Source organism: Lacticaseibacillus sp. 30 (assembly GCF_053819265.1).
In genome coordinates this window covers 1-12,572 of record NZ_JBSOQX010000037.1, presented here as the reverse complement: position 1 = coordinate 12,572, position 12,572 = coordinate 1, and the positions used below count along the sequence as shown (strand labels likewise).

Genomic DNA, 12,572 nt, shown 5'->3' with positions numbered 1-12,572 from the left:
AACCGTCTCTCTCAATTGAGAGAAAAATACAATAGTTTAGTTCCAAATGGCTCGGTAGCTCAGTCGGTAGAGCAATGCATTGAAGCTGCATGTGTCGGCGGTTCGATTCCGTCCCGCGCCATTATGGAGGAGTAGCGAAGAGGCTAAACGCGGCGGACTGTAAATCCGCTCCTTCGGGTTCATAGGTTCGAATCCTATCTCCTCCATTTTATAGGGATATAGTTTAATGGTAGAACTACGGTCTCCAAAACCGTCAGTGTGGGTTCAACTCCTACTATCCCTGCTTTTATAATGGCGGTATTGGTGAAGCGGTTAACACACCGGTTTGTGGCACCGGCATACGTGGGTTCGATCCCCACATACCGCCCTTTTTACTGGGGTATAGCCAAGTGGTAAGGCAACGGACTTTGACTCCGTCATGCGCTGGTTCGAATCCAGCTACCCCAATTTCTCCAACTGCCATAGGGGAAAGGCACTTAATTGAAATATGGCGGTGTAGCCAAGCGGTAAGGCATGGGTCTGCAAAACCTTGATCGTCGGTTCGATTCCGATCACCGCCTTATCTTGCGGCAATCGCCAAGAGAGTGTATTATCATTTAATATTATGCCGGTGTGGCGGAATTGGCAGACGCGCGGGATTCAAAATCCCGTTCCAGCGATGGAGTATCGGTTCGACCCCGATCACCGGTATCACAAACCTTCCTAGGAAGGTTTTTTTTTGCCTTGAAAATCTGTGCCACAAACAAAGATGTTCCCAATACATTTTTGATCACACCCGATTTAAAAAAGTGTACAATTTGGCACAAATCATGGAGCCGCTGTTTTTGCATGAAAATTGTATGATTTCTGACACACGAAAAAAAGACCCAGCGCTTCTTCATCCTACGTAAAAGTAAGATGCTCCTGAGTCTTTTTTCGTTATCTGATACTGTCCTTTTTGACGATTGCTGCCAGTTGACTTGCTATTCTTCGCGAGAGAACTTCAATATCTTGATCCAAGACCGTTCCAATGCGCGACGATGACGCTGCAGCAAAGGATCTTCAGAACTGTCTGTCTGACTGATGACAGCTGCCTCGAAGGCCTCATATTCCAAAGGTGACAACCGTGCCAGAAATTGTGCAAACTCGATTCGCATGAGTAGACCATCTTCATACGATCTGAGAGCCAGACGTTCTTGAAGAGATTCAAGTGCGCTGTCTTCAACTGGGATTGCGGTCGCGTCGATGCGGCGTTTATGCGCAAAGTGTTTCCGCAAGACTGAACGTAGGTGTGACTGCAATACCATTCGATAGTAGGGACCAAATTGGGATCCGCTAGAGCCATCATATCGAGTAATTGCTTTGAGCATCGCAATCCTGGCCTCTTGTAACCAGTCTTCATGTGAAAAATCCCTGAGATGGTACGGTCTTAACACCGTTAGGACTAGCGGTCGATATTGCTTAAACAATTGGCTGAATGCAGTTGAGTTTGTGATTGCTTCATTGATTAATGTTAACTCTGTGGCTTTCATATCTCCTCCTCCCCCGACTTACTAGCTTTTTCATTCTACAATAAAGCGTTTCCAATTGAATAGCGAACAATCGTTCATGAATATTTTTTAGGGGAACAGAATGCTTACAACCAAAGGCATATGTTGGGGCAATATTGACAACATTATTTTAGTATTTTTTTCACGATTTTTTTAAGAATCACGACATCTTTAAAAGAATAGAAAGGGGCCAGTAGAATGACCTATTGTTAATTGGTGATTCGGTGGCCGGAGAGCGTGTTATTACAAGCATGATTTGAAAATTGGTATGACAAAAAATGATGATATTTTAATGGCGTTAAGGCAGCTTTAGATATCTTAGAACGGCAATTTTAAAAAAATAATGTTGGCGCCTTCATATGCGATACCATCGGAAAATAGCGAATTTATAAAGAATAATCAATTTTACATTGATCATGACATGCGTTATATTAAACGAGTCACTTTTTTAGGGAGGTATTCGATAATTTCTTCAAATAAAGAAAATAATAAAATTGGTCTATTTCAGTTAGTTATGCTAGCTTTGGGTTCCTTGATTGGTTCAGGCTGGCTCTTTGGTTCTTGGGAAGCAGCAGCAGTAGCTGGTCCGGCGGCGATTCTGTCTTGGGTGATTGGCGGCTTGATTATTGGCATCATTGCTTATAATTACATTGAGCTTGGGACCATGTTTCCTGAATCAGGCGGAATGAGCAAATATGCTCAGTACTCGCACGGCTCTTTAGTTGGCTTTATCGCTTCTTGGGCCAACTGGATCTCGCTAGTGACATTGCTGCCGATTGAAGCAGTGGCTGCCGTGCAATATATGGCATCATGGCCGTGGCAGTGGGCTAGCTTTACGCACGGTTTTTTGGCTGATGGTCGTATCACATCGCAGGGGTTGCTGGTGGTGTTTGCTTTCATCATTATTTTTACGTTACTTAACTATTGGTCAGTCTCATTACTGACACGATTCACGAGCTTCATCTCGATCTTCAAAATTGGGGTGCCTTTGCTGACGATCACGCTGTTGGCACTTTCAAGCTTCCATCCCGGCAATTATGGGCATTCTTTAGCGACCTTCATGCCTTATGGGAGCGCACCTATCTTTGCGGCCACTTCAGTTTCTGGGATTATTTTTTCCTTTAACGCGTTTCAAACCGTCATCAACATGGGAAGCGATGTTAAGAAACCGCAAAAAAATATTGGGCGCGGAATTGCAATTTCGTTACTGATTAGTGCGGTCATTTACATTTTATTGCAAAGTGTTTTTATCACGACAATTTCGCCGAAGCTGTTAGCAGCACATGGTTGGCAAGGGTTGAATCTCAACTCCCCATTTGCTGACTTGGCGATTCTGCTGGGTATTCACTGGTTATCAGTTTTGTTATATATGGATGCCTTTGTTTCCCCGTTTGGGACTGGCGTTTCATTTGTTGCTTCATCTGGGCGGGCGTTGCAGGCGATGGTCAGCAACAACCATATTCCCAAATTTCTTGGGAAACTTGATGAAAAGTATGGTACACCACGAGTGGCGATGGTGGTGAATGCGTTGCTTAGCATGGTTATGGTTTCGATTTTTCCATCTTGGGGTACGTTAGCTAGCGTTATCTCCACGGCAACGTTGATTGCTTACCTGACAGGTCCTATTACGGTCATCTCCTTGCGTGACATGGCCCCGGATTTTAAGCGGCCAGTGAAGTCGAGCCTCTTGCGGGTGATGGCACCATTGTCATTTGTGCTAACCTCATTAGCGGCTTACTGGGCAAAATGGCCGACAACGGTTGAAGTGATCGGCGTTATTTTCTTGGGTATTCCTTTCTATTTGTTCTATGAATGGCGATCAGGCTGGGCAAGCACGCTTAAGCAATTGAAGGCGGCAGCTTGGATGCTGGTATATTTGCTATTCCTGTCACTCATCTCACTTATTGGCAGCAGTGAGTTTAATGGTTTGAATTGGATTCACTATCCTTTAGATTTTGTTGTCATTATCATTGGTGCTTTGGGCTTTTATGCTTGGGGAATTAATAGTCACATTTTCTCTAAATATTTCCGACGCGCTGCAAGAGTGAATGACAAAGTTAAAATGCCGCGGCAGTAGCAACTTTTATTAGAAAAAACACGTCTCTGGTCAGAAACATGATCATCGACGTGTTTTTTGGTATGATGGAAGACATTCTGATTCTTGGCCATTGCCGCAGATGCTTTGAGCCGCCGGTGGTGAAGGCTCGTTTGATAAAATACTAGATGGCATAACTTACGACTTTTGCCTGATGATGGTGTGATGGCGACAAGGTAAGATAATTTTAAAGGTTTGAGGGAAAATTGCATTTAGCTATGCCTATCTTTATACTTATACTAAACAAATGACGTCTGGAGGGGATTAGGTGAATATCGGGATTTTTACAGATAGCTACTTTCCACAAGTCAGTGGCGTCGCGACGTCCATCAAGACCTTGAAGGACGATCTGGAGCGTAAGGGCCATCAGGTTTATATTTTTACAACGACTGATCCGCATGTGCCGGACGACGCCGTTGAACCTAATTTATTCCGATTTACCAGTGTACCGTTTGTCTCATTCACGGATCGGCGAATTGCGGTTCGTGGGCTTTTTCATGCTTACGCAGTGGCGAAGGAATTGAACTTGGACATTGTTCATACACAAACTGAATTTTCGATGGGGTATATCGGCAAATTTGTCGCCAAGCAGTTGAAAATTCCGACAATCCATACTTATCACACTATGTATGAGGATTATCTGCATTATGTCCTGAATGGTCATTTGCTGAAGCCTTATCATGTGAAGCAGTTTACGCGGGCGTTTCTTTATCATGTCAGTGGCGTTGTTGCGCCTTCTGAACGCGTTTATGATACGCTGCGACGATATGGCGTCAAAACTGAGATCAAAATCATTCCAACTGGGGTTGATTTGACTCAGTTTGCCCAGCAAAAAGATCCGCATTTACGTGACAAGCTCGGGTTGGCGCATGTCCCGGTTTTGGTCTCACTCAGTCGGGTCGCGTATGAAAAGCGAATTGATAAGGTGATCAGTGCCATGCCTAAAATTCTGGAACAGGTGCCCCAAGCGGTGCTGTTAATTGTTGGCGATGGGCCTGCGCGTGAAGACTTAGAGGCGCAAGTCGCTGAGCTGGGTCTCAAGGAGCATGTCCGATTCACCGGTGAAATTGACCATGATGATGTTGGTGACTATTACCGGGTTGGCGATGTGTTTGTATCGGCAAGTGACTCCGAGTCACAGGGGTTAACTTATATCGAAGCGATGGCGGCGGATCGGAAAGTGGTTGCCTTGACAGGGGATTATACGGATCAACTTTTGGATGATCCGGCGTTAGGGACAACATTTTCAACTGAGACTGAAATGGTGCATCAGGTCGTGAATTACTTGAAACATCCAAATGCTTACGATGATGCTAAGCCGCGTCAAGAAAAGTTAGCGGCAATTTCTGCAGATCGATTTGGCGATCGGGTTTTGGATTTCTATCAAGACATTTTGTCACACTATTCGCCTAATGAGGCCGATGAAGCTGCACCATGGACCGATGAAGATTCCAGTAAACGGACCATGAAAGGTTAAATATGATTGTTATTAATATGTTTTCCTCTGCCAATAAGGTTGCAGGACAAGGAGTTGGCGCAGTCTACACAGAACTGATGGGCTTGCTGAAACATGATTTTTCAAATGAATTTGAAGTTAACGTCAATCGTTATACGCGTAGTGACATCAGCCATTATCATACGATTGATCCTAAATTTTATTTATCTACTTTCTCCAAAAAACGGGGTCGCAAGATTGGCTTTGTCCACTTTGTGCCGAGTACACTGGATGCGAGTCTGAAGTTGCCGCGAGTGGCGCGGTGGACGCTTGATAAGTATACGTTGGCTTTTTATAAGCGAATGGATCAGTTAGTGGTGGTGAACCCGAATTTTATTCCTAAGTTAGAAGCTTATGGGATCAGTCGCGACAAAGTGACTTATATTCCTAATTTCGTATCGCAACGAACGTTTCATCCAGTATCCACTGAAAAGCGGCAGGCTTTGCGACATGCCAATGGCTTTAAACCTGATGATTTTGTCATTTTTGGCGCGGGTCAGGTGCAGGATCGTAAGGGTGTCAGCGATTTTATCAAATTAGCAAAACAAAATCCGGAATTTCGTTTTGTTTGGGCAGGTGGGTTCTCTTTTGGCCGCATTACTGAAGGCTACGACCATTTGAAGAAGGCCGTAGCAGAAGCCCCGGCAAACTTGGATTTCACTGGGATTATGCCACGAGAGACAATGATTGACTATTACAATATGGCCGATGTTTTCTTATTGCCTTCTTATGAAGAGCTGTTCCCAATGTCCGTCCTTGAGGCTTTTGCAACGGGAACGCCAGTGATGGTGCGGGATCTTGAGCTGTATCACCAAATCATCACACCTTATGCCATCACGGCTGTTGATGTTGACGATATGCAGTCTCGATTGCGAGCACTTGCGGATGATCATGATCTTTTGGCAACTTATGCAACTAAGAGTCGACAAGCTGCTGAAGTTTACGATGAAAGCCGACTTGAAAAAGTCTGGCACGATTTCTATCTTCATCAAGCTGCACTGGGGAAGCACTAGCCGAGGAGTTATATGACACGGAAGAACAAACTGGCTGTCTTAATCATGATTTTGATTGGCGCCGGTATTTTTATTTATGAAGCTCGTGATCTGAACGGCGCACAATTAATCCACGAACTATTGACGCTTGATCTCAAGTGGCTGCTGGTGGCTTTTTTGCTCATGTTTGGGTCGTGGATCATTGAAACCTTTGTGGTTCAGATCTTTATTCGAAGTGAAGCTGATGACTTAGACTTTAAAACCGCTTTGCGTGTGCCGTTGGTTGAACAATTGTTTAATGCAATTACGCCGATGGCTTCTGGTGGTCAGCCAGCCCAATTATTTGCTTTGATGCAAAGTGGCGTTGAAGCTGGCCGGGCAAGTTCCGTGTTGTTGATGAAGTTTGTCGTGTATCAATTCATGGTCCTGATTAACTTTGTCCTGACACTATTCATCGGGTTTGATCAGGTGTCCAAACATTTTGGGGCGCTTGCTTTGTTCATCGTTTTTGGTTTTGTGATTCATGTGGTTGTCATCGTAGGCTTGCTCATGGTGATGTATTACTATAAGTTCACAAAAAAATTAGTGAATTTGGTGATGATACCGATTGGCTGGTTTGTCAAACCTGAGAAAAAACTTGCCATGCAAAGTAACCTTGATCATAAAATTGACACTTTTTACGCAGAGAGTTTGCACTTGAAACGCGAAAAGAAGCGGGTCATCAAGGCTTGCTTGTTGACACTTGTGCAATTGCTGCTTTACTATGCGGTGCCGTACTTTGTGCTCCTGTCGCTTGGCGTAAGTCATGTTAGTATCGTTGAGGTCATCGTGTTGCACGTGATGATTGTGATGATTGTCAGCCTGTTTCCGATTCCAGGCGGTGCTGGCGGGGCCGAGTATAGCTTTAAGACCTTGTTTGCGACTTATGTTGCGTCGCCTTCAAAATTGATTCTAGGGATGCTGTTATGGCGGTTCTTGACCTATTACCTAGGGATGATCTGCGGCATCATTGCCATGGCATTCCCGCCAAAAAGCAAACGTACGTGAGCGACTGAGAAATGTCAAAGCTCAGGGAGGGCGAAATGTCGTCAGCAAGCGAAGAACTGAACCAGTATTGGCCTGCCTTTAGACAAAGCAAACGTTATGCGCCATTGTTAGGGATCGGAGACGCCGAGATTAAGCATATCTTGACCGGTATCGTTGAATTGGTGATGGCTCAAAATCAGCATCACATTAAGGCATGGCAAATCAACGAAATTGCTGCTGCCCTGAGACCTGCTTTGGAGACTAGCTGGGCCACCCCAAAACAGGAGCAGCGAATTTTGGCACGATATGCTTCGTGGGTGAATATTTTTTTAACATGGCTGGCAGAAGCCGGTAAGGTCGCATTTACATCGGCAGACGTTGCTGCTGTGATGGCGATACTTTATCCGTAAGCTACATGTCGATAAATAAAAAGCGCTTGGTTATCAGACCGATTTTGATCTGATAACCAAGCGCTTTTATCTATTGTCTTCAAAACTAGGCGGCTTTATGCGCAGCTATGAATGCTTGTAAACGTTTGACTGCCTCCTTGAGGTCAGCCATGGAAGCCGCATAGCTGATGCGAATATAACCTTCGCCACCAGGGCCAAACGCAGTACCTGAGATCAGCGCAAGTTTCTGCTCTGTGGCAAGCGATTGCGTGAATTGTCGCGAATCAAGCCCCAGTTCGATCGGGATTTTGGCAAAAAGATAGAAGGCGCCATCCGGCCGAGCAACATCGAAGCCCATGTCCAGAAGCGCCTGATAGACAAAATCGCGGCGCTTGGCATAGGCGGCTTTCATAACCTGTGCATCATCTTGTCCGTTCGTCAAAGCTTCAATGCCAGCGCGTTGTGCAATGGTGGTTGCCGCGGTGACGAGATACTGGTGCACTTTTTTCGCCTCTGCGATCAAAACTCGCGGACCCATCAAAAAACCGATTCGCCAGCCGGTCATGGCATGTGATTTTGACAGACCATTCACGACAAAAGTTCGGTCGTAAGCATAATTGCCCATGGAAACATGTGAGTCACCATAAGTTAGTTCGGAATAGATCTCATCGCAAATAATATAAAGATCATGTTCAGCAGCAGTTGCGGCAATCGCTTTAACCTCAGACGCACGATAAGTGACGCCAGTCGGATTGCTTGGATAGTTTAAAATGATGCCTTTTATTTTGGCATCAGGATGAGCAGCAATCGTTGCTTCGATCAGCGCTGGGGTCAAGACAAAGTTGGTTTTGCTAGTGTCCATATAGATCGGTGTCACATGATTCAACGTAAGCAAAGGGATGTACCCCGGATAAATCGGTGACGGCACCAGCATGGCATCACCTGGATCGCTGATGGTTGTAATGGCAGTTGCCAAAGCCTCGGTAGCGCCCACGGTGACAAGAATTTCATCTTCAGCAGCGTAATCAGTAGCATATTTTGTTTTGAAAAAGTGTTGCGCAGCTTCCCGCAGTTCTGGATCACCCACCATTCCGGTATAATGAGAATAATTTTCCTGAATAGCTTCAATGCCAGCCTGTTTAACGTGCTCAGGCGTATTGAAATCGGGTTCACCTAACGTTAACTTCAAAATACCGGGAATCTTGCTGACGCTTTCGTCAAATTGCCGGATTTCACTAACGTCGATATCGGCTAATTGTTTATTTAATGGTTGCAACTTCATGGGCGATCTCCTTAGTATGTAGGTTGCAAATAGCATAGTCCATTTTCCCTCATAGTTGCAATGCAATAAAACTGCAATTCAAAGAGAGATTTCTCCCACAGAGGCCGTGGTTTATGCTAAGCTATTTCTTGAAATAGGAAAAATAAACAGCGCGTGATCCCGCCCACATGAGATTCGACGTGTCAGTGCCAATGATTGGCATGTTGGCTCGCAAGGTGGTGATCGCGTTTATAGGAGGCCATTTTATGAAACAATCACAGCTCGTGGCCATCATCAAGCGCCTAGAAGCCATGCAGGCAGGCGATGGCGAGACCCAGTCGCGCCGCTTCGAAAAAAATGGTGATGAAAAGGGCCTCGTGACATACGATCCCAAGACCGAAACTTATGAACTTGAGGAATTAGGCACTCACCAAACCTTTCAGTTTGATAATATCGATCTTGCGGCCATGGAAATCTATGATTTGATGGATTTTGATGAAGACGATGGCACAAGTGACAGCACCAGCGATCAAGCACCAGCTTGATCAACGACAAAAGCGAACTGACAAGGTTCGCTTTTTGTGTAGCACATGATCAGAAGCGCTTGGAAATGGTATTCAGTAGCCGTCAAAACCTGATCCGAATTTAAAGGCTTCTTTAAAATCACCATGGATTGGCCCAAATAGGTCCAGAAAGTTTGTCTTTTTCAAAACAAGCGGTTATCCTAGCGAATGTGCTATACTTTTGACATTAAACAATGACTTGGAGGCTCCACATGAACCAGCTTGGCAGTAAACTCAGGGGATTTTTTAATACCCGGCTCGGGTTTTTTGTGCTTGCCATCGTCCTTTTTTGGGCGAAGACATACTGGGCATATCAATCAAAATTCAATCTGGGCGTCACCGGTAGCTTTCAACATCTGATCTTGGCGATCAACCCGATTCCAACCACACTGTTCCTTTTTGGCATCGCACTATACATGTCAGGGCGTAAATCGTACATTACGATGCTGATTATTGATGCACTTACATCGGTGTGGCTTTTTGCCAATGTCCTTTACTATCGAGAATTTTCGGACTTTCTGACATTTGCATTGATCAAAGGGTCAGGCGCCGTGTCCAATAACCTCAATAAAGGCATCATGGGTATTGTGCAACCAACAGATTTTATTGTTTTCGCTGACGTCCTCATTTTGATTCTGTTGCTTGTTTTTAAAGTTATCCGGATGGACATTCGACCGATTAAGAAACGCTTTGCACTCGGGGTTTCGGTGTTAGCAGTCGCGATGTTCGCAGCTAATCTCAGTATGGCTTATAGTGACCGTTCAGGCTTACTGACGCGTACCTTTGACAATAACTATATTGTTAAGTATTTAGGGCTTAATGCCTATACTGTTGTTGATGGGGTCAAAACAGCACAAAACAGTGCCACGAAAGCAAACGCCGATTCGAGTGATGTGAAATCTGTTTTGAATTATCTTAATAAGAACAGAGTCACACCTAATGCGCAATATACTGGTGTTGCCAAAGGAAAGAACGTTTTTGTGATCCATTTGGAAAGCCTTCAGCAGTTTATGATTGACTTCAAATGGGATGGGCAGGAAGTGACGCCTAATCTAAATAAGCTCTATCATGAATCTGATACGTTATCCTTTGACAATTTCTTTAATCAAGTTGGCCAAGGGAAAACTGCCGATGCTGAGATGATGATGGAAAACTCACTGTTTGGTTTACCTGAAGGGGCAGCCATGGTTACCGATGGCACAACCAATACTTTCCAGGCAGCGCCAGCAATTTTGGATCAGCAAGGTTACACAACAGCATCATTCCACGGCGATGTGCCGAGTTTTTGGAACCGAGACAACACCTATAAGTCTTGGGGCTATGACTACTTCTTCTCGAAAAACTATTTTTCAAGTGGGAAGAACTACGATGTCGGCTATGGGCTAAAGGATAAGATTTTCCTCAAAGACTCAGCTCAGTACATTGAGCAATTACCACAACCGTTCTATGCCAAAATGATCACGGTCACAAATCACTATCCGTATACTTTGGATAAAGCCAATCAAACCATCGAGAAGACGGATACTGGCGACGATACCGTTGATGGCTATGTTCAAACTGCCCGTTATCTTGACGAAGCACTGGGTGAGTTTTTCAATTGGTTGAAGGAAACTGGTCTGTATGACAAATCAATGATTGTTCTTTACGGTGATCACTATGGTATTTCGAATAACCATAAAAAAGCCATGGCAAAGCTTACGAACATTTCTGGTTTCAATGATTATAACAACGCCATGTACCAGCGAGTACCATTTATGATTCACATGCCAGGCTTAAAAGGTGGTATTAATCATACGTACGGTGGTGAGATTGACGCACTGCCAACAATATTGAACCTGTTAGGTGTGAAAGATAACGATACAGTTCAATTTGGGTCCGACTTGTTATCCGCGGATCATCCGCAAACCGTGGCCTTCCGAAACGGCGACTTTGTCACGCCAGACTTTACAAAGGTTGGTAGTCAATATTTCAATACCACGACTGGTAAGAAAATCGACAAGTTATCAGAAAGCCAGAAGGAAAGTGTTGATGCGTCCACTAATCGAGTGACCACCGAACTTTCTCTGTCTGATCGCGTCATTAACGGCGATTTGTTGCGATTCTATACACCGGCCGGCTTTAAGAAGGTTGATCGAAGTGACTTTTCATATAAGCTGACAGATACAAAGAAAAAGTTGAAAGCCGCGCAAAAGAAGGGCACGAGTCTAAAAGCGGAAAACAAAGGTAAGTCAGTTGCCGATGAGTATAAGACCGATGCACCTGAACTTAAAGACGATAGCGATAGCAGCAGTAGCGAGTCAAAGTAGCAATCGAATTCAGTGAAAGCAGCGTTCAGCGGCGAGCGCTGCTTTTTCTGTGTCCACAAAATGTGCTGTAGTGAATGGGATTACTGACCTGAAGCTGCTTATTCTGAACTTTTGTAAGTAAACAGTTGTGCTAGATTAGAAAAGAGCGTACAATTTTACTAGATGATAATAGTTATAAATAGGAGGCTGGCTATGAATCAGGCGGTTTACAACAAAACAATTAACTTGCTCAAAGCGAAGCAGATTCGGGTCACCCCGCAGCGTGAAGCGATTATTTCGTACATGATTGACAGTACGGCACATCCGACTGCGGAAATGATTTATGCGAAGCTGTCGCCGCAGTTTCCGCATATGAGTGTTGCAACCGTATATAATAATCTACGGCTTTTGGTTGATCTTAATCTAGTTGAAGAAATGTCGTCTAATGATGCGGCCACTCATTTTGATTTTCCCATTGAGCCACATTATCACGCCATTTGTACAAACTGCGGCAGAATCTTTGACTTCAGTTATCCAGGCGTTACAGATGTTGAAGCAGTGGCGGCTAAGAAAACCGGCTTTAAAGTGAGTGGCCATCACCTCGAAGTTTACGGTATTTGCCCTGATTGCCAAGTGAAATTAGGTATGAAGTAATTGAGTCCAATAAGGTGGTGCATTACGGCGATTAAGTCGTATGTACCGCTTTTTGTTGGGTAGGTTAAGCAACATCACGCAACAATCAATTAGGCCGTATGGACAGGAGCATCGCGTGGTTTTGCTGGAAACTAAAAAAAATACTTGCACACCGTCTGAGTTGCTGGTATCATATTATTGCTGTCAAAAAGCAATTCCTTTTCTAAAAAGGGTAAGGTAGAAGCGCTTGCATCTTCCATTTAACAGGATATTTAATAAAAATGTTGACAGTTGTTTGTCAGCG

General features: G+C 44.4%; 10 protein-coding genes and 7 tRNA genes. 15 read left to right on the top strand and 2 right to left on the bottom strand.

The window, feature by feature from the left end:
* The first annotated feature begins 48 nt into the window (after positions 1-48).
* The 7 genes from ACWPAB_RS14590 (at position 49) to ACWPAB_RS14560 (ending at position 690) form a co-directional block, all read left to right on the top strand.
* Positions 49-121, top strand: a tRNA-Phe gene (locus tag ACWPAB_RS14590).
* A 4-nt stretch (positions 122-125) separates the two neighbouring features.
* A tRNA-Tyr gene (locus ACWPAB_RS14585) sits at positions 126-206 on the top strand.
* Positions 207-212: 6 nt separating this feature from the next.
* Positions 213-283, top strand: a tRNA-Trp gene (locus ACWPAB_RS14580).
* A gap of 11 nt (positions 284-294) precedes the next feature.
* A tRNA-His gene (locus tag ACWPAB_RS14575) sits at positions 295-367 on the top strand.
* Positions 368-375: 8 nt separating this feature from the next.
* Positions 376-447: transfer RNA gene (locus tag ACWPAB_RS14570), tRNA-Gln, on the top strand.
* 42 nt (positions 448-489) lie between these two features.
* A tRNA-Cys gene (locus ACWPAB_RS14565) sits at positions 490-560 on the top strand.
* Between the two features lie 46 nt (positions 561-606).
* Positions 607-690: transfer RNA gene (locus tag ACWPAB_RS14560), tRNA-Leu, on the top strand.
* 272 nt (positions 691-962) lie between these two features.
* Here the strand turns inward: ACWPAB_RS14560 and ACWPAB_RS14555 are convergent.
* On the bottom strand, positions 963-1,511 hold the full coding sequence (locus tag ACWPAB_RS14555) for a sigma-70 family RNA polymerase sigma factor (RefSeq protein WP_003569392.1): 549 nt from the start codon (positions 1,509-1,511) through the stop codon (positions 963-965).
* A 532-nt stretch (positions 1,512-2,043) separates the two neighbouring features.
* On the opposite strand from ACWPAB_RS14555, the gene ACWPAB_RS14550 reads away from it, so the two are divergent.
* The 5 genes from ACWPAB_RS14550 (at position 2,044) to ACWPAB_RS14530 (ending at position 7,547) form a co-directional block, all read left to right on the top strand.
* Positions 2,044-3,606, top strand: a complete 1,563-nt coding sequence (locus ACWPAB_RS14550) for an APC family permease (RefSeq protein ID WP_016386418.1) — start codon at positions 2,044-2,046, stop codon at positions 3,604-3,606.
* Positions 3,607-3,892: 286 nt separating this feature from the next.
* On the top strand, positions 3,893-5,101 hold the full coding sequence (locus ACWPAB_RS14545; RefSeq protein ID WP_003569394.1) for a glycosyltransferase family 4 protein: 1,209 nt from the start codon (positions 3,893-3,895) through the stop codon (positions 5,099-5,101).
* A gap of 2 nt (positions 5,102-5,103) precedes the next feature.
* Positions 5,104-6,132 carry a glycosyltransferase family 4 protein gene (locus ACWPAB_RS14540; RefSeq protein WP_003564079.1) on the top strand — a complete coding sequence of 343 codons (1,029 nt, stop codon included), beginning with the start codon at positions 5,104-5,106 and terminating at the stop codon, positions 6,130-6,132.
* A 12-nt stretch (positions 6,133-6,144) separates the two neighbouring features.
* Positions 6,145-7,158: a lysylphosphatidylglycerol synthase transmembrane domain-containing protein gene (locus ACWPAB_RS14535; protein ID WP_003564081.1), complete on the top strand. Its 1,014-nt coding sequence runs from the start codon at positions 6,145-6,147 to the stop codon at positions 7,156-7,158.
* 35 nt (positions 7,159-7,193) lie between these two features.
* Positions 7,194-7,547 carry a hypothetical protein gene (locus ACWPAB_RS14530; protein WP_003564083.1) on the top strand — a complete coding sequence of 118 codons (354 nt, stop codon included), beginning with the start codon at positions 7,194-7,196 and terminating at the stop codon, positions 7,545-7,547.
* An 85-nt stretch (positions 7,548-7,632) separates the two neighbouring features.
* On the opposite strand, the gene ACWPAB_RS14525 is transcribed toward ACWPAB_RS14530, so the two are convergent.
* Positions 7,633-8,808, bottom strand: a complete 1,176-nt coding sequence (locus tag ACWPAB_RS14525; RefSeq protein WP_003569400.1) for a pyridoxal phosphate-dependent aminotransferase — start codon at positions 8,806-8,808, stop codon at positions 7,633-7,635.
* Between the two features lie 245 nt (positions 8,809-9,053).
* On the opposite strand from ACWPAB_RS14525, the gene ACWPAB_RS14520 reads away from it, so the two are divergent.
* The 3 genes from ACWPAB_RS14520 (at position 9,054) to ACWPAB_RS14510 (ending at position 12,289) form a co-directional block, all read left to right on the top strand.
* The gene (locus ACWPAB_RS14520) at positions 9,054-9,332 is read left to right on the top strand and encodes a YkuJ family protein (protein WP_003564087.1); all 279 of its coding nucleotides are present in this window, start codon (positions 9,054-9,056) and stop codon (positions 9,330-9,332) included.
* Between the two features lie 230 nt (positions 9,333-9,562).
* The gene (locus tag ACWPAB_RS14515) at positions 9,563-11,656 is read left to right on the top strand and encodes an LTA synthase family protein (RefSeq protein WP_003569404.1); all 2,094 of its coding nucleotides are present in this window, start codon (positions 9,563-9,565) and stop codon (positions 11,654-11,656) included.
* Between the two features lie 192 nt (positions 11,657-11,848).
* Positions 11,849-12,289 (top strand): Fur family transcriptional regulator, encoded by a 441-nt coding sequence (locus ACWPAB_RS14510; RefSeq protein WP_003564091.1) that lies wholly within the window; start codon positions 11,849-11,851, stop codon positions 12,287-12,289.
* The last annotated feature ends 283 nt before the right edge of the window (positions 12,290-12,572 follow it).